Raw genomic sequence first — 20,210 nt, forward strand, 5'->3', positions numbered from 1 at the left:
GACATCCGCTGGGTCTCGTCCCGGCCTGGTCCGGTGGTCGACCGGGGGCGCCGGAGCCACGCCTGGTGCGGCGGGTGCCCCGGGAGCCGGGAGGCGGGGGCGGCCGGGTGGTGGGGCCGCCTGAGGGTGGGTGGAGCGAGGTTCAGCCGGAGCGTCGACAGGACATGCTGGTCACGCGGAGCAGGTCCACGTGGCGACGGCGAACAAGGATGAGCACTTCACCAGCTTAAATGACTGGTTCGGCGGCGGGCGACCCCCCTGCAGCGGAGGGCCGCCCACCACTTGTTGGTGAACGATCAAGTGCCGGTTCTCGGTCGAGGGCGCGGTGTCGCCGGCGGTCCCGTCCGACGCGGTGGACGGCTTCCCTCAGGCGTGGTCGGCGGCCCCTCAGGCGTTGTTGAGGTAGGCCAGGACGGCCAGCACCCGGCGGTTGTCGTCGTCGGACGGCTGGAGGTCGAGCCGGACGAAGATCGACGCGGTGTGCTTGGCGACCGCCCGCTCGGTGATCACCAGCTGCTGGGCGATGGCGGCGTTGGAGCGGCCCTCCGCCATCAGCGCCAGCACCTGCCGCTCGCGCGGGGAGAGGGTGGCGACCGGGCCGGCCGAGGAGTTGTGGGTGAGCAGCCGGGTGATCACCTCCGGGTCCATCGCGGTGCCGCCCTGGGAGACCCGTCGGACGGCGTCGATGAACTGGGCGCCGTCCATCACCCGGTCCTTGAGCAGGTAGCCGATCCCGCCGGTGCTGCCGGCCAGCAGCTCGCGCGCGTACAGCTGCTCCACGAACTGCGACAGCACCAGGACGGGCAGGCCGGGGTGGGCCTGACGGGCAGCCAGCGCGGCCCGCAGCCCCTCGTCGGTGAAGCCGGGCGGCAGCCGGACGTCGACCACGGCGATGTCGGGCCGGTCGGCGGCCACCGCGGCGAGCAGCTGGTCGCCGTTCTCGACCGCCGCGGTGACCTTCATCCCGTTGGCCTCCAGCAGCCGGGTCAGGCCGTCCCGGAGGAGGAAGAGGTCTTCGGCGATGACAACGCGCACGGGATCTCCAGGTTCACGATGGTGGGCCCGCCGGACGGGCTGCTGATCGCGAGCACTCCGTCGAAGGCGGCCAGTCGGCGTTCGGTTCCGCTGAGACCGGTGCCCCGGGACGGGTCGGCGCCGCCGCGCCCGTCGTCGGTGACCGATATCCGCAACAGCCCGTCACTGTGCCCTATCTCGATCCAGACGCGCGAGGCGCCCGCGTGCTTCACCACGTTGGCCAGGAGCTCGGTGACCGCGAAGTAGGCGGCCGACTCCACCGGTTCCGGTGCCCGGCCGGTCAGGGTGCCGGTGAAGGTGACCGGCAGCGGCAGGTCCAGCGCCGTCGCCTGCACCGCGTCGGCCAGTCCGCGGTCGGCGAGCACCGGGGGGTGGATGCCGCGGACCAGGTCCCTCAGCTCGCCCAGTGCCTTCACCGAGGACGTCCGGGCCTCGGCCAGCAGCGGGGCCAGGGCGTCCGGGTCGTCCTTCAGCTGCTCGGCCACGGTCAGCAGCATGCCGAGGGCCACCAGCCGGGCCTGCGCCCCGTCGTGCAGGTCCCGCTCGATCCGGCGCAGTTCGGCGGCCCCGGCGTCGATGGTGTCCGCCCTCGTCCGCGCCAGGTGGCTGACCTGGCTGGCGAGTTGTGCCCGCCGGGAGGGCCCGAGCAGGGCCCGGGCGGCCTGCTCGTGGATCCGCAGGACCGACGGGGCGGCCCACAGGGCGGCGGCCGGCGCGGCGTACAGGCCCATCCCGTAGATCACGCCGAGCGGGAAGAACGGCCCGTTCCGGCCGAAGACCTCCAGGGCGACCGGGGTCAGCACGACGACCGCGGCGGTGAGCAGCACCGCGAAGCCGGTGAGCAGCGCCCAGAGCAGGTCACGCCAGGTCGCCGGGTCGGCCAGCCAGCCGCCGGCCCGCAGCCGCTGCCAGGGGCCGGTGACGCCGGGCGGGCGGTGGTACGGCACCGGGACCGGCCGCCCGCTCCACTTCCCGACCACCCGCCTGCTCTCCCCCGCGATCCAGCGCGCGCCGAACAGCGCGAGCATCAGCAGCGCGGGCGACAGCCAGAGCGAGACGGACCGGCCGCCGGGCGCGGCGCCGCCGTAGAGGTGCGTCGCCATCACCGCGAGCGCGCCCGGGGCGAACAGGGCGGCGCCGACGGCCCGGCCGCCGCCCCCGGTGGCCCAGCAGAGCGCCCAGAGGGCGACCACTCCGAACGGGACCAGCAGGATGAACGGGCCGCCCGGCCCGAACCGCCCGGACTCCTCCGGGCCGAACAGCGCGGAGGCCAGCAGCAGCGGCCCGGACAGCAGCGAGACCAGGCCCGTCACGGCCAGCGTCACCACGTACCAGGCGCGTACGCCGTCGACGCAGGCCCGGCCCACCCGGGCCGTCACGTCCGTCACCGCCTGCACACCCATGAAGCGCCCCCTCGCCGTCCCGGAGCCTCCGCCCGGGGCTTCGAAGCCCTCGGTCCCGGAGCCCCCGCGGGCCCTGCGGACCCCGGTTCCGATCTTTACGGTGGCTCAGTCTGCCGGGCCGCGGCGGCCGGCGCTCTAGGCCTGGACACCCAGTTCGGGGTGTATCTGGATACACCCCCAAGACGCCGTCCAGACGGTTGGCCGGGCCCCCGGGCCGGTTCGTAGCGTCGTGTCCCGTCAGCCGGTCCTGGTCCGCCCGGGGCCGGACCGAGAACCGTGGAGGGCCAGTGAACGCGCCGATCATCCGGATCCGCGGCGTCAGCAGGACGTACGACCGATCCGACGCCGCCCGCCCCGCCCTGGCCGGGCTCGACCTGGAGGTGCGGGCGGGCGAGGCGCTGGCCGTGCTCGGCCGCTCGGGCAGCGGCAAGTCCACCCTGCTGAACCTCATCGCCGGCCTCGACCGCCCGAGCGAGGGCACGGTGGAGGTGGACGGGGTGGCCGTCCACGGGCTCGGCGAGGCCGCGCTGGCCGAGTTCCGGCGGCGGCGGATCGGCATGGTGTTCCAGTTCTTCAACCTGCTGGACGACCTGAACGTCGAGGACAACGTGCTGCTCCCGGCCCAGCTCGCCGGGATGCGGCGGGAGCCGGCCCGGGCCCGGGCCGACGAGCTGCTGGAGCGGCTGGGGGTGGCCCGGCACGCCAGGGCGTTCCCCGGCCGGCTCTCCGGCGGCGAGCGCCAACGGGTCGCGGTGGCGAGGGCGTTGATGAACCGTCCGCCGGTGCTGCTGGCCGACGAACCCACCGGCGCGCTGGACACCGCCTCGGCCGCCGACGTCCGCGACCTGCTGCGCGGGCTCAACGCGGAGGGACAGACGATCGTCCTGGTCACCCATGACACCGCGCTCGCCGACTCCTGCGCGGACCGGACGATCGAACTGCTCGACGGCCGGCTGGTCCGGGACAGCGCGGCCGTACCGGCCCCCGGCGAGCGGAGCGGGGTGGACGCATGAGTTTCCTCGGCAAGGTGGTCCGGGCCGGGGTGGGCCGCAAGCGGGTGCAGACCCTGGTCATGGTGCTCACCGCGATGATGTCCGTGACGGCGTGCATCCTCGCGGTCGGTCTGCTGGTCGCCGCCCGGGGCCCCTACCAGCGGTCCTTCACCGACCAGCACGGCGCGCACCTCAACGTGCTCTACGACCCGACCGCGGCGAGTCCCGACCGGCTCGCCGCGGCCGCCCACGCGCCCGGTGTCACGGCCTCGGCCGGCCCGTACCCGGCGGTCACCGTCCGGCCGCGCTCGGGGGAGGGCACCGAGCTGCCGCCGCCCGGCAGCCTGCTCCCGCCGATGACACTGGTCGGCCGGGCGCAGGACGGCCCGCTGGACGGCCTGCGGATCACCACGGGCCGCTGGGTCGCGGGCCCCGGCGAGGTGGTGCTGCCGGACGGCCGCTCGCCGCTGGCCGTCGGCGACGGCATGCAGTTCCCGGACCTGCCGGGGCGCCCGACGCTCAAGGTGGTCGGCCTCGCCTCCTCCGTCTCCTGGAGCGCGGACGGCTGGATCGCGCCCGAGCAGGTCGCCGGGCTGACCGCGCCGGGCACCACGGCCGCCGCCCAGTACCTCTACCGCTTCGCCCGCGCCGGCACCGACGCCGAGGTGGAGGCCGACCACGCCGCGCTCGCCGCCGCGGTGCCGGCCGGCGCGCTCGTCCGGGCGACCTCCTACCGGCCCGCCCAGCAGGAGGCCGACCGGACGGCCTCGACCTTCGTCCCGTTCGTCACGGCCTTCGGGGTGCTCGGCCTCGCCATGTCGGTGCTGATCATCGGCGTCGTGGTCAGCGGCGCCGTCACCGCCGCCACCCGGCGGATCGGCATCCTCAAGTCCCTGGGCTTCACCCCGGCCCAAGTGGCGCGCGCCTACGTCGGCCAGGCGCTGATCCCGGCCGGCACCGGCACGGCGCTCGGCGTGCTCGGCGGCAACGTGCTCTCCGTACCGGTCCTCGGCATCGCCCGCAAGGCACTGCGCGGCGGCCTGCTCGGCATCCCGCTCTGGGTGGACCTCGCCGTCCCGCTGGCGGCCCTGGCCGCCGTGACGGGCACCGCGCTGGTGCCGGCGCTGCGGGCCGGACGGCTGCGCACGGTGGAGGCGCTCGCGGTCGGCCGGACGGCGCCGGGCGCGAAACGGGCCGCCGCCCTGGCCGCCCGGGGCGGACCCGGCGACGCCGGAGTGCCGGGTCTGTCGGCGCGGGCCCGGAACGGGATCGGTCGGCTGCCGGTGCCGCGCTCACTGAGCCTCGGGCTGGCGAGCCCGTTCAACCGGCCGGGCCGCTCGGCGACCACGGGGGCCGCGGTGGTGCTCGGCACGGCCGGCGTCACCCTCTGCGTCGGCCTGACGCTCTCGCTCGGCCTGCTGCAGGAGGGCCTGGAGGCCGGGCGCGGCGGAAAGGTCGTGGTCCAGGCCCCGATCGAGGGCGGCACGATGCCCGCCGAGCAGGTGGACGAGGCGGCCGTGGCCCGGGCGATCGATGCCCGCCGGGGGACCGGGGCCTGGTACAGCAGCGTCCCGGCGCAGGCCGCCGTGGCCGGGAACACCGGCCGCTCCGAGGTGGTCGCGTTCAGCGGCGACGTCTCGCGGGCCGGCTACCAGCTGGTCTCCGGCCGCTGGTTCGGCGGCCCCGGCGAGGTCGTGGTCGGATCGGCCTTCCTCCGCGCCAACCAGGCGAAGGTCGGTGACACCGTGACGCTCACCGACCACGGGCGCACCACCCCGGCGAGGATCACCGGCGAGGTCCTGGCCACCGAGGACTTCGTGTACGTGGACCGCGCCACGCTGGCCCCGCTCGGCGGCGCCGTCGCCGCCGAGGCGATCGCCTTCCACATCGACCTCACCCCCGGCACCGACCCGAAGGCGTACGCCGACGCGCTCGACGGCGCGGTCCGGCCGATGGGGCTGAGCGCCGAGCCCGGCGAGCAGCACGTCAACATCGTGGTGCTGGCGATGAACACCCTGGCGGGGGTGCTCACCCTGCTGCTCTCCGCCGTCGCGGGGCTCGGGGTGCTCAACACGGTGCTCCTGGACACCCGGGAGCGGGTGCACGACCTCGGGGTGCTCAAGGCGCTCGGGATGTCGCCGCGGCAGACCGTCGGCATGGTGCTCACCTCGGTCAGCGGCAGCGGGCTGGTGGCCGGGCTGCTAGGGGTACCGCTCGGGGTCGCGGTGCACCACTGGGTGATGCCCGCGATGGCCCGCGCCGCCGGGATCGGTGTGCCCGACGCGGACCTCGGCGTGTTCGGTCCCTCGGTGGTGGGGCCGCTGGTCCTCGGCGGCGTGGCGCTGGCCCTGCTCGGCGCCGCCCTCCCCGCCACCTGGGCGGCCCGGACCCGGACGGTCACGGCCCTGCGGACGGAATGACGACGGGGGGGGAGGAACCCGGCGGCGCGCCCTTCCACCGGCCGACCGGTGGAAGGGCGCCCGGCAGGAACGGCCCACCCGGCGGGGGCCGCTCACCCGGAGCGGCCGGCCCACTCCGGCGGGTTCGGTTCACCCGGCGTGGTCGGCCGCACTCAGGTCAGTCGCGCCGCCGCGTACGCCTCCATGGCGGCCCGCTGGTACGCGGCCAGGCCCGGGGCGATGGCCTCGTACGCGGCGCTCCACCGGTCGTTCTCGGTGCAGGAACGGGCGATCGCCAGGTACTCCTCCACCGGGACCGGCCGGAGGGTGCCGAGCATCCGGTACTCCTCGTCGATCGTGCTCTGCACGGGCTCGGCGTCGGCCGGGTGGCCGGCCGCCAGCAGTTCGGCCAGGTGGATCATGCGTGCGGTCCGCTCGCGCTGGCCGGCTTCGATCTCCTCCGGGCTCATCGCGGCCGTCGCGCGCCGGGTGGCCTCGACGTGCTCGGGGAAGTCCCGCAGGCTGGCGTCGACGTCGGCGGGCCGGATGCCCTCGAACAGGTTCTCGGGGCGATTGATGGTCATGGGCGTGCCGTCCTTCCGACGGTGTTCCAGGTCGGCGATCGTGCGGGAGACGGTGGCGGCCAGGGCGTCCAGCCGGTCGCGTTCGGTGACCAGCCGCCGGTGGTGGCCCCGCAGGGCGTCCAGCTCGTCCACCTGGTCGCCCAGGATCCGGGCGATCTCGGGCAGCCCCACGCCCAGCGCCCGCAGTACGAGGATCTGCTGCAGCTGCAGCAACTGCCTTTCCTCGTAGTAGCGGTGGCCGTTGGAGCCGATCCGGGCCGGCGGCAGCAGGCCGATCTCGTCGTAGTGCCGCAGGGTCCGGGCGGTCACCCCGGACATCCGGGCCACTTCCGCGATCGGCCAGGCCATGGCCGCCTCCCTCGCTCCCGGGTCCGTTCCCGGGTTCCACGTTCGTCGTACCGGGCCGGTTCTTCCGGCCGTGGTCACGACGGTAGAAGTTGCCGCTGCGGCAGCTTCAAGTCCGGACTCGCCGGCGTCCGTCAGAGCCGGGCCGGCCACGCGCCCGAGCCGGCCGCTTCCCGCCCGAGCCGGCCGCTTCCCGCCCGAGCCGGGCCTCGGCGGCCCGTCCCGCCCTGCCCATCCCGCCCGTCCCGCCCGCGGCGCCTACGTCCCGCCCGCGGCGCCTACGTCCCGCCCGCGGCGCCTACGCGTCGCCGAACCAGTCCAGGGACTGCCCGTGCGGCCCGGTGAAGGCCACCGGCCGTTCGTCCAGGGCCAGCGCGAACAGTCCGGATCCGGGCGGGGCCGGGCGGGGCAGGCGCCGGGCGACGGCCGGCAGCACGGAGACCGCCTCGTTGGAGATCCAGTGCCCGGGCAGCTCGCGCACGGTCGCCGCGAACTCCTCCCGCGCTTCCGGCGACAGGTACGCGAGCACGGCGCTGTGGAACACCACCGGGGTGGCCCCCCCCGGTACCTGCGCCACCAACTCCCGCACCGTCGCGTTGAGATCACCGCGCACCAGCAGCGGAGGCTCGGCGCGGGCGACCTGCACGGCGCCGCGCAGCCGGTCCAGCCGGTGGGTCTGCTCCGGCCAGACCAGCGACTCCAGCCAGCGCACGTCCTCCTCGGCCCGGACGTCCAGCGGGTCGAGGTCGATCCCGGCCCGCCACACCACCTCCGGCAGTCGCTCCCGCAGGGTCGCAGGGAGCGGCACCGGCCCGCTCACCGCGCAGTCCAGCGTCACCGGGCTCGCCGCGGCGCCGAACTCGGCCACCGGGACGCCGCCCGTACCGTCGGCCGGCAGGTACCGGTAGCGGTACCGGTCCGGGTACAGGCAGAGCCCGGCCGAGGCGCCCACCTCGATCAGCGCGAGCGGCTGCGGCAGCGTCGCCAGCAGCGGCAGCAGGGTGGCGCAGCGGCCCGACTCGTTGGTCTGCGTCCGGCGCTCCAGCATGGTGGCCGACGCCTCCTCCCAGTGGGCCGTCACCCAGGCGCGGAAGGCCGGCCAGCCCTCCGTCACCGGGCCGCCCAGGTGGCGGACGGCGCCGAACAGCAGGTTCGGCTGCCGCTTGGCGGCCGGCAGCCCGTCCAGCAGCGCGCGCACCTGCCCGTCCTCGGCGACGCGTTCGGCCAGGTCCTGGTAGGCCGCCGAGTTGCCGCGCGCCTCCCGCTCCGCGAAGCCCCGGTAGAGGTCCCCTGTATCGTTGTGCATCTTCGTCCGCCCTTCCGGATGATCAGAAATCGGCCCGGCGTAGGCCCGGTCGCTGCGCAGTGGCCGACCGGGCGGGGAGCGGTGTCACCCCAGCATGCCGCCCATGTGCCCGTCCTCGGCGAGCAGCCGCCAGGAGCAGCCGGGCGAGGCGAAGGCCTCCGGGTCGACGGCCTCCACCAGCCGGTCCACCACCGTGCTCAGCAGCGACTGCGGGTCGAACACCGCCCAGGTGTCGTGGCCCCGGCCGTAGTCCCAGCGCTCCCACTCGACGCGCAGCCGCTCGTACGTCCAGAGGGCGTAGAGCAGGGCGGACAGGTCGCGGTTCAGGTACGCCTCGGGCTGGCCGTCGTCGTACCAGTCGGGCAGCTCCAGGCGGCCGGTGGCGCCGTCCAGGGCGATCGTGAGGTCCGTCGGCCAGTCCCCGAGGGCGATGAAGTCCCGCTGGTACGGGCGGTCCTCCTCGCCGTCGAAGTACTCCGGGTACGCCTCGCCCATGGTGACCAGCGGCTCGTCGCACACCCCGAACATCGCCCCGCCCAGCGGCAGCCCGACGTCGGTCAGCAGCCGCCGGGTCGGCTCGTGCACCAGGGCGGCGGGCAGGTGCTCGGGCCGGAAGCGGTGCACCCGGCCGGGGCCGTCGTCCTCGTCCGTCAGTGCCGCGAGCTCCGCCACCAGCTCCGGGCCGACCTCGTACGCGGGACCGCCCGGACCGCCCGGCAGCGCACCCCAGCCCAGCGCGTGCACCAGCAGTGCGGTGCCCCAGTGCGCGGGCGGCGTGGAGCCGTGCGCGAACAGGCCCGGATCGACCTCCCGCATCCGCTGCTCGGCCCGTGCCACGACCTCGGCGACAACGGCCGGGCCGCGCCGTCCGTCCAGCGCCTCCGGCCGCCGGGCCGCCTCGGCGACGGCCTCCACCTCCCGCACCAGGCCGGCCAGTGCCGTCAGGTCGGAGGCCAGCAGGTCCCGTCGCGGGCCGCCGTTGTCCAGGAACACCTCACCGGTCGCCCCGTCCAGCAGGACGAGGTTGCCGAGGGCGGCGAAGGGCGTGCAGTAGTCCGTCTCCCCGAGGACGAACAGCCGCTCCGCGTCCGCCGGGAACGGCCGCACCGCGCCGAACTCCAGGAACGCCCCCGCGGCCGGCAGCCCCTCCCGGGCCAGGAACTCCCGGCTCTCGGCGTGCACCACTCCGCCCGGCGAACCCGACACCTGCTCACACCCCACGTACCCCACCCCTCCCCGGCCCTGACCCCCAGACCCTAGCGGCCCGGCCCGACATCGCCGCGCGGGTTGTCGCCTCGGGCCGTTGCTCGTCGGCCGTCCGGACCGGTCGACCGCCGGGCCCGCGGCCTCCCGCAGCTCCGGAGGCCCCACGTACCGGTACGCCCGGCCGAAGCCGTTCGCGACCTCCGTCGCAATGCCCCGCTCGGCCGGCCGGGCCCGCCAGTACGCCATCTGGTACACCGGCCCGTTGTCGACCTCCCAGGACAATTCGGGCTCCCACTCGGCGAGTTGCAGCGCCCGCGGCAGGGCGGCGAGGATCGCCTCCTCCGACTCCGCCGCCATCCACCGCAGCAGGAGTCCCCGCTCCGGCAGGTGGGTCGTCGACAGCGGCTCGTCGCCGAGGACCAGCGCCTGCGCCCCGCCGACGTCCAGCAGCCCGACGTGACCGTCGACCCCGCAGGCCCGGTCGTAGTCCGCACCTTCGCTGCCGGTCCACGCGTCCAGCGCCGCCTCGGGGACGAGCACCAGCGGCCCGCCCTCGGAATCGATCCACTCCACCCGGTCCATCCGGGCACCGTACCGGGGGCGGACGACCCGCGGGTCAGGCGAGCCCGCCGGCCTTCCGGGCGGCCTGCTCCACGCGGTCGTGGTGGGCCCGCCACCAGTCCGCGTCGCCCTCGGCGGTGTTGATACCGTCGGGGCGCTGGCCGACGGCGCCGTCCACGAGTTCGCGGACGAGGTCGGCGTGGCCGACGTGGCGGTGGCTCTCGGCGATCATGTGGACGAGCACCCGGTGCAGGGTCTGCTCGGGGCGGTCGCCGAACGGCAGTCGGCCGGTCGCGTCCAGCGGCAGGGCCTCGATGGTGGCGTCCGAGTGCGCCCAGACCCGCCGGTAGCGCCCGACGATCTCCTCGGCGCCCTCCTCCGCCCGCGCCCACAGGTCGCCGTTCGGCTCGGTGCCGCCGATGAACCACAGCGGGGTCGGCTCGGGGAAGGGGTGCCCGAAGGTGTCGCCGAAGTACATCGCCTCGGCCCCGGTGAGGTGCTTGACCAGGCCGAGCAGGTTCGTCCCGGTGGGGGTGAGCGGGCGGCGCAGGTCGTACTCGGAGAGGCCGTCGAGCTTCCAGAGCAGTGCGTCGCGGGCGTCCTGGAGGTAGATCCGGAGGTCGGTCTTGTCGTCCGTCGCAGTCATGCGACCAGTCTGTCGACGAGCGGAGGCCTGTCCACCGGTTTCGGCCCCCTGCCGCCGTCGCCCGCCGCCCGCTGCCCTCCGCCTGCCGCCCGCTACCGCACGCCAAGTGCAGGAGAATTGACGAATCGTCAGGCCCGAATCCCGTCCTGCCGTGATCCGATCGTCGATCCCCTGCGGGGCCATCAGCGGACCACGTCGAAGACCTGCTTCTGCAGGCCGTTGTCGTAGGCCGCGTACTCGACCAGCTTCAGCTTCTGGGCGTCCTTGTCCGTGGCGCTGAACAGGCGCTTGCCCGCGCCGAGCAGTACGGGGAAGACGAGCAGGTGGTAGCGGTCGATCAGGCCGGCGTCCGAGAGGGCCCGGTTCAGGGCGGCGCTGCCGTGGACGATGATCGGGCCGCCCTCGGTCTCCTTCAGGGCGGCGACCTCGTCGAGCGAGCGCAGGATGGTGGTCTCGCCCCAGTTCGGCACCAGGTCGTCCTCGGTGAGGGTGGTGGAGACGACGTACTTGGGCAGGGTCTTGTAGCGGGCGAAGTCCGCCATGTCCGGCCACACCGGGCTGAACGCCTGGTAGCTGACCCGGCCCAGCAGCATCGCGCCGGCCTCCTCCTGCTCCCGCCCCTTGATCTCGAACGCCTCGGGGACGAACTCGATGTCCTGGAAGGTCCATCCGGCGTTCCGGTAGCCGGGTTCGCCGCCGGGGGAGTCGACGACGCCGTCGAGCGAGATGAAGGCGGTGCTGATCAGGGTGCGCATCGGTGGTTCCTCTGTTCTTCGTACGGGTGCGGATCGGGGGGCGTGCAGACGTGCAGATGGGCGGGCGGTCCAGGGTTCAGCGGCCCGGCGGGCGAGCGGTCAGGCGAGGAGGCCGTTCAGCCACTGCTGCCAGGAGGCTTCGGCCCCCGCCGGTGCCGGGCCGAAGAGGTGGTGGAACATCAGGACCAGGCCCGAGCCGTGGTGGAAGGTGTGGAGCCCGTCGGCGGTGCGGACCGCCAGGCGCTCGTCGTCCGCCCAGACCACCTCGCCGTCCAGCGGCGGCAGGTCGGCCGGTCCGCCGTGGGCCCGTGCGCCGACGGTGACCGGCAGGGGGAGTGACAGCGCGTCGGCGAGGACCGTGCGGACCTCCGGCTCCGGCCGCCCGGTGGACGGCGCCGCGGCGAAGATGGGGGTGGCGGTGCGCCCGGGGAAGTGGGCGAGGTACTCGCGGAGCGTGTGGAGGTGGAAGGGCCAGCCGCGGCGCAGCGCGTCGTACTCGTCCTGCCAGTCGTCGCCGAGCAGGCCGCTGTGGACGACGCGGAGCACGGTGGCGACGCCGTCCCGGCCCTCGATCAGGTACTCGAAGGCCATGAAGCGGCCGTCCTCGGCGGTGGTCGTGCGGGTGGCCAGGCGCTTGCCGGGTTCGTAGGCGGTGATCACCGCCTCCTCGCGGTGGCCCCCGACCTCCATGGCGGCGGTGCCGCCCTCGCGCGGGTCCAGCTCGTTGCGGCCCATGAACCAGGAGTCGATCCCCGGTCCGGTGGCGATCGCCTCCCAGACCTGCTCGGGGCTCGCGGGCAGGGAGGTCTCCAGCTCGATCTCGAACGGGTGGGTCATCGCGGGTTCTCCTGGTTCGGCTCGTCCTCGGGCTGTTGCGCGTCGGTCCCGGCCGTCTCCGTCGGGGACGCGGGCCGTGCTGCCGAGGGGATCTGGTGGAGTCCGACGACCACCCGGTGGCTGCGGCCCCCGGGGGCGGACTCGTCGTGGTAGCGGCTGACGAGGGCGGCCACGGCCTGGGCCAGTTCCTCGGTGAAGGCCGTCCGGTCGGCCGCGGAGGCGAACCGCACCTGGGCGTCGATGCCGAAGGTGGCGACCCGCCGCCGGGCGCGGGCGGCGCCGGTCAGCAGGGTCCCGACCTCCTGGACGAGCCGGGAGCCGAGGGCCAGCAGCCAGCGGGCGGAGAGCTGGTCGGGGGAGCGGTCGGGGTCCGGGCTGACGGCGGCGAGGACGCTGGGGGAGATCACGTAGGAGGCCGCGGTGGCGCGGTAGACCCGTTCGGTGACGTTGCCCTTGCGCCGCTCCTCGGCGAGTTCGACGAGCCCGTGCCGCTCCAGTTCCTTCAGGTGGTAGTTGACCTTCTGCCGGGGCAGGCCCAGGCGGCCGGCCAGCATGGCGGCCGAGCCGGGTTCGGCCAGGGCGGCGAGGATCCGGGCCCGGATCGGGTCCAGGGACGCCTCGGCCGCGGCGGGTTCTTCGATGACGGCGACATCCAGCACCCCTCCAGGGTTTATCCGACAAAAAAATTTGTCAAGGAAAAAACGCTTGTCGGTAGGCCGGTCGGCCGAGTGGTCTCGCCCGGTCGGCCGAGCGTCCCTGCCCGTCCACTGCGGGCCCGCCGCCCGTCCGGCGGTCGCCCACCGCCCGCACCCGCCGCGACCTGGCACGGAGAGTGACGGGTGGGGCTACCGGGTCGGACTTGAATCTTTGCGAACGAATGTTCGATCCTGGGGCTGTGCCCGTTTTCGAATCTGTTTTCGAATCCACCGCCGAGCAGCCCGCACGCCCCGCGCTCCGGCCGGTGGCGCTCCCGGCTGCCGTGCCGGGGGAGCCGGGCGACGGACGGACGGAGGCCCGTGGCCTGCTGCCGGTGCCGCCCGCGCTGCGGGAGGTGCTGCCGGACGGCGGCCTGCGACGCGGCACGGCGGTGTCGGTGGCGGGCGGGGACACCGGGCTGCTGCTGGCGCTCGCCGCCGGGGTGCGGGACACCGAGGGCGGCTGGGCGGCGGCGGTCGGGCTGCCGGACCTCGGGCTCGCCGCCGCCGAGGGGTACGGGCTGGACCTGCGCCGACTGCTGGTCGCGGACGACCCCGGGCCGCACTGGGCCGAGGTGGTGTCGGTGCTGGCCGGTGCGGTCGAACTGGTCATGCTGCGCCCGGACGGTCCGGTGCCGCCGAAGCTGGCCGCCCGGCTGGCGGCGGTGCTGCGGCGCAGCGGCTGCGTGCTGCTGGTGGCCGGACCCTGGCCGGGCGCGGCACTACGGCTGGGGGTGCGCTCCGGGCGCTGGTTCGGGCTGGGCGACGGCTACGGGCAGCTCGCCGGCCGACAGGTCGAGGTGGCGGCCGAGGGCCGCGGCTCGGCGGTGCGCGGCCGGACCGCCCGGCTCTGGCTGCCGGACGAGCACGGCGCGGTGCGCCCGCTGCAGGAGCGTTCGGTCCTGGAACGCCCGCTGCAGGAGCGCCCGCTGCTGGACCGCCCGCTGCAGGAAGGCCCGTTCCAGGAGCGTCCGGTCCGGGAGCACCCGCAGCCGCAGCCCGTGGCGGAGCCGGCGGCACCACGCGTCGCGGCGGTGGTCTGAGATGCCCGGGAACGAGCGGTCCGGCAGCGAGCCGTCCGGGACCGCCGAGGACCGCACCCCCCGGGTGCTGGTGGTCTGGTGCCCGGACTGGCCGGTGGTGGCCGTCACCGGCGACGACCCGGTGGCGGTGACCGAGGGCGGGCGGATCCTCGCCTGCTCGGCGGGTGCCCGGGCGGCCGGGGTGCGGCAGGGGCAGCGGCTCAAGCTGGCCCAGCGGCTCTGCCCGGAGCTGGAGTTGCGCGACCGCGACCCGGAGGCGGAGACCCGCCGCTTCGAGCCGGTGGTCGCGGCAGTGGAGGCGTTCACGCCCCGGGTGGAGGTGATCCGCCCCGGCCTGTGCGCGATCCCGGTGAAGGGCCCGGGCCGCTACTTCGGCGGCGAGGAGGCGCTGGCCGCCAAGGTCCGTACGGCGGTGGCGGACGCCCTCGGCCGCCCGCCCGTCCCGGACGCCGTCCCAGGCGCGGTGAACCCCGAAGCTTCCGGAACCCCCGAGGCCCCTGAAACCCCCAAGGCCCCTGAAACCCCCAAGCCCTCCGAGGCGCCCGAGGCCCCCCGGCCCCCCGAAGCCCCGCACGCCCAGGTCGGCGTCGCCGACGGCCTGTTCGCCGCCGTGCTGGCCGCCCGCGCCGGGGTGCTGGTGCCGGCCGGCCGGACGGCGGAGTTCCTCGCCCCGTACCCGGTGAGCGCGCTGGGCCACGAGGCGCCGGCCGAGCTGCTCGACCGGCTCGGCCTGCCCACCGTCGGGGCGTTCGCCGCGCTGCCGCCGGAGGCGGTCGCGGACCGCTTCGGCCCGTCCGGGACGGTCGCGCACCGGCTGGCCCGCGGGCTGCAGCCGCGTCCGCTGGTGCCGCGCGACCAGGAGCCGGACCTCGCCGTCGAGCAGCGCTTCGACCCGCCGGAGCCGCTGGCCGAGCCGCTGGTGTTCGTCGCCCGCACACTGGCCGAGGCGTTGCACCAGCGGCTGGCCGGGGCCGGGCTGACCTGCCGCCGGGTGGCCGTCGAGGTGGCCTGTGCGGACGGTCGGTCGGCCTCCCGGCTGTGGCGGCACGAGGGCCGGCTGTCGGCGACGGCGCTGGCCGAGCGGGTCCGCTGGCAGCTCCAGGCCTGGCAGGGCATGGGCACCTTCACCGACGGACAGGAGGGCTTCACCCTGCTCCGCCTGGCCCCCGACGGCCTCTCCCCGGACCAGGGCCGCCAGCTGGCGCTGTGGGGCCAGGCGGTCGCGGACGACCGGGTGGAGCGGGCGGTCGCCCGGGTGCAGGCGGTGCTCGGGCACGCCGGGCTGCGCCGGATCGAGCCGGCCGGCGGGCGCGGTCCGGGGGAGCAGGCGGTCAAGGTGCCGTGGGGCGAGCCGTACGAGGCGGCGGTGCCGGCCGATGCGCCCTGGCCGGGGCGGCTGCCGGAGGTGTGGCCGGCCGTGGTGCTGCGGGAGCCCACGCCGGTGCGGGTGCTGGACGAGGCCGGGCTGCCGGTCACGGTGGACGGCCGGGCGGGGGTGTCGGCCCGTCCGGCCCTGGTCGTGGTCCGGGGGCGGGAGGAGCCGGTGGACGGCTGGACCGGGCCCTGGCCGGCGGTCGAGTACTGGTGGGACCAGTCGCTCGCCCGCCGCCGGGCGCGGTTCCAGGTCGTGGTGGGCGACGGCCGGGCGCTGCTGCTCACCGTGGAGGGGGGTGCGTGGTACCTGGAGGCCGGCTACGACTAGCGGTCCCGGAACCGGAGGGGCCCGCGAGGGACCAGACCCGCGAGGGGCCGGGCCCGCAAGGGACCGGACCCGCAATGAGCCCGGGCCCGCAAGGGACCGAGGGGGGTGAGTGCAGGCACGAGAACGACGAAGGCAACCCCCGATGGGCTTCACCAGCCACCCGAACCTCCCCTGGAGCGAGCTGCACCGCCGGCTGACCGGCGCGGCGCCGGACCGTACGGTCGTCCCGCTGCGCCGCCCCGCCCCGGAGGGGCCTCCCCCCGCCCCGGAGGAGTCCGCCGAACCCTGGGCCGAGTTGCACGTCCACTCCGCCTTCAGCTTCCTGGACGGCGCCAGCGACCCGGAGGACCTGGTCGCCGAGGCGGCCAGGCTGGGCGTGGAGACCCTCGCGATCACCGACCACGACGGCCTGTACGGCGCCGTCCGGCTCGCCGAGGCGGCCCGGGGCACCGGTGTGGCCACCGTGTTCGGCGCGGAGCTGACCCTCCGCCACGCGGCGGACCGCCGCTCCCCGGAGGAGACCGAGCACCTGCTGGTCCTGGCCCGCGACCCGGTCGGTTACCGCCGGCTGTCCGCCGCGATCGCCGCCGCCCAGCTGGCCGGTGGTGCGAAGGGCCGCCCGGCGTACGACCTCGCGGCGCTGGCCGGGGCGCACGGCGGCCACTGGGCGGTGCTCACCGGCTGCCGCCTCGGCCGGGTCCCCGCCGCCCTCGCCGGGAGGCCCGGCCCCGACCGGGGCGGGGCCGGGGACCGGCTGCGCACCCTCACCGAGGCGTTCGGCCGCGAGAACGTGTACGTCGAGCTGATCGACCAGTGGCTGCCCGGCGACGACCGGCGCAACGACGCCCTCGCCGCCCTCGCCGCCGAAGCGGGACTGCCCGTCGTCGCCTCCACCAACGCCCACCACGCCGGCCCCGCCCAGGGCCGCCTCGCGCAGAGCCTCGCCGCGCTGCACGAGCGCCGCACCCTGCAGGACGCGGTCGGCTGGACCAGGGCGGCCGGCACCGCTCACCTGCGCTCGGGCCGCGAGATGGCCGGTCGGCTGGCCCGCTTCCCGGGTGTGCAGCGGGCCACCGTCGAGCTGGGCCGGGCCTGCGCCTTCGACTTCGCCAAACTGGACCCGGAACTGCCGGGCTTCCCCGTTCCCGAGGGCGAGACCGAGATCAGCCACCTGCGCGCCCTGGTCGCGGCCGGCGGCCCGGCCCGCTTCGGTCCGGGCAACGCCGCCGCCCGCCGCCAGCTCGCCAAGGAGCTGGACGTGATCGAGGACCTCGACCTGGCCGGCTACTTCCTGATCGTGCACGACATCGTGGACTTCTGCCGGAGCCGGGAGATCTGGTGCCAGGGGCGCGGGTCGGCCGCCAACTCCGCGGTCTGCTACGCCCTCGGGATCACCGCCGTCGACCCGATCCACTACCGGCTGCTGTTCGAGCGCTTCCTCTCCACCGCCCGGGACGGGCCGCCCGACATCGACCTGGACATCGAGAACCGCCGCCGCGAGGAGGTCATCCAGTACGTCTACGGCCGCTACGGGCGCGAGCACGCCGCGCAGGTCGCCAATGTGATCACCTACCGGCCCCGGCTGGCGATCCGCGACGCCGCCCGGGTGCTCGGCTACCCGCAGGGGCAGGTGGACGCGTTCAGCCGGCAGACCGACTTCCGCTCCGCCCCCGGTGCGGACGCCGTCATCCCCGCCGACGTGCTCGCCCTCGCCACCCAACTCCACGGTCTGCCGAGACACTTGGGCATCCACTCGGGCGGCATGGTGCTCACCCGGGAGCCGATCGGGGAGATCTGCCCGACCGAGTGGGCCCGGATGCCCGGGCGCTCCGTCCTGCAGTGGGACAAGGAGTCCACCGCCGGCGCCGGGCTGGTGAAGATCGACCTGCTCGGCCTCGGCATGCTCGCCGCCCTGCACGACGCCTGCGACCTGGTCGCGGAACACCACGGCCTGCGCTACGACCTGGCCACCATCCCGGACGACGACGGGGGCGTGTACGCGATGCTGCGCCGGGCCGACACCGTGGGCGTGTTCCAGGTCGAGTCCCGGGCGCAGATGGCGACCCTGCCCCGGCTCAAGCCGGACCACTTCTACGACCTGGTGGTCGAGGTCGCACTGATCCGCCCCGGCCCGATCCAGGGCGGCTCCGTCCACCCGTACCTGCGCCGCCGCGCCGGGGTCGAACCGGCCGGCTGCCCGCACCCGCTGATGGAGAACGCGCTCGGCAAGACCCTCGGGGTGCCGCTGTTCCAGGAGCAGATGATGCAACTCGCCATCGACTGCGCCGGGTTCAGCCCGGCCGAGGCGGATCAGCTGCGGCAGGCGATGGGCGCCAAGCGCTCGCACGAGCGGGTCGCCCGGCTGCGTGAGCGGCTGCTGGGCGGGATGGCCGAGCGCGGCATCCCGCCGGAGGTCGCCGAGGACGTCTACGGCAAGATCGAGGCCTTCTCCAACTACGGCTTCCCGGAGAGCCACGCGATCAGCTTCGCCTACCTGGTGTACGCCAGCGCCTGGCTCAAGTACCACTTCCCGGCGGCCTTCACCTGCGCCCTGCTGGCCAACCAGCCGATGGGCTTCTACTCGCCGCTCAGCCTGGTCGCGGACGTCCGGCGGCACGGCGTGCGGGTGCGCGGGGTGGACGTCAACGCCAGCGGGGCGCGGCCCACCCTGGAGCCGTACCGGGGGCCGACCCCGAAACCGCCGCTGACCGCCGGGCGTCCGCAGCCGGCCATCCGGCTCGGCCTGGAGACCGTCCGCGGCATCGGCACCCCGCAGGCCGAGGCGGTCGTGGCCGGACAGCCGTACGCGGACCTGGAGGACTTCGCCCGTCGCACCGGCCTGCCCGCGCCCGTCCTGGAGGCGCTGGCGACGGCGGGAGCCTTCGACTGCTTCGGGCTGACGCGACGTCAGGCACTGTGGGCCGCAGGGGCGTTCGCCGGGATCTCGGCCGAGCTGATCCCCGGCACCACGCCCGGCACCGAGGCGCCGGAGCTGCCCGGGATGAGCCCGGTCGAGGAGACCATCGCGGACCTGTGGGCCACCGGTACCTCCGCCACCAGCCATCCGCTCCAGCACCTGCGCGACCGCCTGGACCGCGGCGGCGCGCTTCGTGCCGCCCAGCTCCCGGACGTGCCGCCGGGGACGGCGGTGGTGGTCGGCGGCCTGGTCACCCACCGGCAGCGGCCGCCGACGGCCGGCGGGGTGCTCTTCCTCAGCCTGGAGGACGAGACCGGCCTGATCAACGTGATCTGCAACCGCCCGGTCTGGGAGTCCCAGCGCCGTACCGCCCTGGACCGGGCCGGGCTGCTGGTCCACGGCCACATCGAGCGAGACCGGGGCGCCACCAACCTGATCGCCACCCGGCTCACCCCGCTCAGGATCGGACTCTGAGCGGGGTGGGCCGACCGGGGGCTTGAGGGACGGACCCTAGAGGGCGGGCTCGTCGCCCAGGTCGAGGATCCGCAGATCGGTGAGGCGGACGGCGTACCAGACGTCCCGGCCGCTCCCGTCGCCCCAGGACTCGGTCAGCCGGACGGAGGCGAAGCCCTTCTCCTGCCCGACCTCCTGGGCCGCCCAGCGCGCCGGGACGTCCTGCGCCCGGAACACCGGGTCGGCTTCGGGCTGCTGGGCCCGGGCGTCCAGCCGGTGGTTCAGGTGCGCGGAGAGGTAGTGGCCGCGGACCTGTCGTGGGGTCCGGTCGCTCTGCCCGAGCACGGCGGCGCGGTACGCCTCCAGGAAGGCGGCCACCCGGTCGGCGGCCGGAGTGCCGGCCCGCACCGGCGCTCCGATCACGGGGGTGGGTGCCACGACGGTGGCGGCATCCGCCGGGGCGGCCTGCGGGGGAGTGGCCCGGGCGGCGGCGGCGGCCGGCCCGGCGAGGGCGAGCAGGGCGGTGGCGGCGGCCAGAGCGGCGCGAGTGGTGGGGGTGCGAATCATGCGGGCATTCCACCACTCGCCGAATGTGCGGGCCTATCGCCAGAATGAGTGGTTCTGTCGCTAACGCCGCCTTCGTCAGGGAATGTGGCGATGTGTCAGCCTTTTGTCAGCCTGTGGGGAAGTCGATCTCCGCGAGGTCCTTCGCGAGCTCCTCCAGGTCGGTGTCCGGGTTGAGCGCCGCGACCACGGCCGGGGTGAGCGGGCGCAGCGCCAGGACGTGCTCGATCGCGGCGAGGTCCAGCGGCTGCTCGGGTTCGAAGTACTCCTCGGCCCAGTCCCGGTACGCCTCGGCCGACGGGTCCAGCAGCAGTCCGAACGGGCCGGCCTCGCACGCGTCGACGGCGTCCCCCCGCCAGGCCGCGTCCTGGTGCGTCCGCCAGAAGAAGGCGGTGGCGACCGGCTCCTCCTCGTCCCCGCTGCCCAGTTCCTCGACGAAGCCGCGGAACGCCTCGGGGACGGCGCCGAGCGGCTTCAGCGCCGTCGGCACCTCGTGGTCGAAGCTCCGCCCGTAGACGCCGACGGGGGAGAAGAGCACGAACCAGTCGTTGCCCTGGCCGTCGCGCATCGAACCGAGCGCGTTGTCCGCGGACCAGCGGGAATCGAAGGAGTAGTACCGGCCGCCCCAGTCGTCCGGGCTCAGGATCGCGTCGAGCACGGCGAGGGCGCGGCAGCGGTCCCGCAGCTCGGGGGTGGCGGGCAGTCGGCCGATCAGGTCGTTCATGCCCGCCATTGAACCCCGGGGGTCCGACACGTCCCGGCGGCCG

At 75.3% G+C, this 20,210-nt stretch carries 16 protein-coding genes; 5 read left to right on the forward strand and 11 right to left on the reverse strand.

What is annotated here, in order from left to right:
* Nucleotides 1–387: 387 nt before the first annotated feature.
* Together ACIGG8_RS26415 and ACIGG8_RS26420 are read right to left on the reverse strand one after the other, a co-directional pair.
* Nucleotides 388–1,035, reverse strand: coding sequence for a response regulator transcription factor (locus ACIGG8_RS26415; protein WP_396551289.1), 648 nt, complete (start codon nucleotides 1,033–1,035; stop codon nucleotides 388–390).
* Nucleotides 987–2,438 (reverse strand): histidine kinase, encoded by a 1,452-nt coding sequence (locus tag ACIGG8_RS26420; RefSeq protein ID WP_396551291.1) that lies wholly within the window; start codon nucleotides 2,436–2,438, stop codon nucleotides 987–989. The genes ACIGG8_RS26415 and ACIGG8_RS26420 overlap by 49 nt, the downstream gene beginning before the upstream one ends.
* 287 nt (nucleotides 2,439–2,725) lie before the next feature.
* Here ACIGG8_RS26420 and ACIGG8_RS26425 point away from each other — a divergent pair, with 287 nt between their 5' ends.
* Nucleotides 2,726–3,451: an ABC transporter ATP-binding protein gene (locus ACIGG8_RS26425; RefSeq protein WP_396551293.1), complete on the forward strand. Its 726-nt coding sequence runs from the start codon at nucleotides 2,726–2,728 to the stop codon at nucleotides 3,449–3,451.
* Complete coding sequence (locus tag ACIGG8_RS26430; RefSeq protein WP_396551295.1) at nucleotides 3,448–5,850, forward strand: FtsX-like permease family protein; 2,403 nt, start codon at nucleotides 3,448–3,450, stop codon at nucleotides 5,848–5,850. The genes ACIGG8_RS26425 and ACIGG8_RS26430 overlap by 4 nt, the downstream gene beginning before the upstream one ends.
* Nucleotides 5,851–6,002: 152 nt before the next feature.
* Here ACIGG8_RS26430 and ACIGG8_RS26435 read toward each other — a convergent pair whose 3' ends face one another.
* The 7 genes from ACIGG8_RS26435 to ACIGG8_RS26465 form a co-directional block, all read right to left on the reverse strand.
* Nucleotides 6,003–6,761, reverse strand: a complete 759-nt coding sequence (locus ACIGG8_RS26435; RefSeq protein WP_396551297.1) for a MerR family transcriptional regulator — start codon at nucleotides 6,759–6,761, stop codon at nucleotides 6,003–6,005.
* Between the two features lie 295 nt (nucleotides 6,762–7,056).
* The gene (locus ACIGG8_RS26440) at nucleotides 7,057–8,064 is read right to left on the reverse strand and encodes a DUF2332 domain-containing protein (protein WP_396551299.1); all 1,008 of its coding nucleotides are present in this window, start codon (nucleotides 8,062–8,064) and stop codon (nucleotides 7,057–7,059) included.
* A gap of 84 nt (nucleotides 8,065–8,148) precedes the next feature.
* Nucleotides 8,149–9,852, reverse strand: a complete 1,704-nt coding sequence (locus tag ACIGG8_RS26445) for an Imm21 family immunity protein (protein ID WP_396551301.1) — start codon at nucleotides 9,850–9,852, stop codon at nucleotides 8,149–8,151.
* A gap of 34 nt (nucleotides 9,853–9,886) precedes the next feature.
* Nucleotides 9,887–10,477 (reverse strand): DinB family protein, encoded by a 591-nt coding sequence (locus ACIGG8_RS26450; protein ID WP_396551303.1) that lies wholly within the window; start codon nucleotides 10,475–10,477, stop codon nucleotides 9,887–9,889.
* Nucleotides 10,478–10,659: 182 nt separating this feature from the next.
* On the reverse strand, nucleotides 10,660–11,232 hold the full coding sequence (locus ACIGG8_RS26455; protein ID WP_396551305.1) for a dihydrofolate reductase family protein: 573 nt from the start codon (nucleotides 11,230–11,232) through the stop codon (nucleotides 10,660–10,662).
* 99 nt (nucleotides 11,233–11,331) lie between these two features.
* The gene (locus ACIGG8_RS26460; protein WP_396551307.1) at nucleotides 11,332–12,069 is read right to left on the reverse strand and encodes an SRPBCC domain-containing protein; all 738 of its coding nucleotides are present in this window, start codon (nucleotides 12,067–12,069) and stop codon (nucleotides 11,332–11,334) included.
* Complete coding sequence (locus ACIGG8_RS26465; protein WP_396551309.1) at nucleotides 12,066–12,728, reverse strand: ArsR/SmtB family transcription factor; 663 nt, start codon at nucleotides 12,726–12,728, stop codon at nucleotides 12,066–12,068. Before ACIGG8_RS26465 ends, ACIGG8_RS26460 begins: the two co-directional genes overlap by 4 nt.
* Nucleotides 12,729–12,964: 236 nt before the next feature.
* On the opposite strand from ACIGG8_RS26465, the gene ACIGG8_RS26470 reads away from it, so the two are divergent.
* The 3 genes from ACIGG8_RS26470 to ACIGG8_RS26480 all read left to right on the forward strand — a co-directional run bounded on the left by ACIGG8_RS26470 (nucleotide 12,965) and on the right by ACIGG8_RS26480 (nucleotide 18,900).
* Complete coding sequence (locus tag ACIGG8_RS26470) at nucleotides 12,965–13,807, forward strand: hypothetical protein (RefSeq protein ID WP_396551310.1); 843 nt, start codon at nucleotides 12,965–12,967, stop codon at nucleotides 13,805–13,807.
* Nucleotide 13,808: 1 nt separating this feature from the next.
* The gene (locus ACIGG8_RS26475; RefSeq protein WP_396551311.1) at nucleotides 13,809–15,509 is read left to right on the forward strand and encodes a DNA polymerase Y family protein; all 1,701 of its coding nucleotides are present in this window, start codon (nucleotides 13,809–13,811) and stop codon (nucleotides 15,507–15,509) included.
* 142 nt (nucleotides 15,510–15,651) lie between these two features.
* Complete coding sequence (locus ACIGG8_RS26480) at nucleotides 15,652–18,900, forward strand: error-prone DNA polymerase (protein WP_396551312.1); 3,249 nt, start codon at nucleotides 15,652–15,654, stop codon at nucleotides 18,898–18,900.
* Nucleotides 18,901–18,936: 36 nt separating this feature from the next.
* Here ACIGG8_RS26480 and ACIGG8_RS26485 read toward each other — a convergent pair whose 3' ends face one another.
* Both ACIGG8_RS26485 and ACIGG8_RS26490 read right to left on the reverse strand, forming a co-directional pair.
* Complete coding sequence (locus ACIGG8_RS26485; protein ID WP_396551313.1) at nucleotides 18,937–19,446, reverse strand: hypothetical protein; 510 nt, start codon at nucleotides 19,444–19,446, stop codon at nucleotides 18,937–18,939.
* Between the two features lie 106 nt (nucleotides 19,447–19,552).
* The gene (locus ACIGG8_RS26490; RefSeq protein WP_396551314.1) at nucleotides 19,553–20,167 is read right to left on the reverse strand and encodes a hypothetical protein; all 615 of its coding nucleotides are present in this window, start codon (nucleotides 20,165–20,167) and stop codon (nucleotides 19,553–19,555) included.
* Between the last annotated feature and the right edge of the window lie 43 nt (nucleotides 20,168–20,210).

The sequence above is a fragment of the Kitasatospora sp. NPDC085464 genome (assembly GCF_044541955.1).
Classification (GTDB): domain Bacteria; phylum Actinomycetota; class Actinomycetes; order Streptomycetales; family Streptomycetaceae; genus Kitasatospora.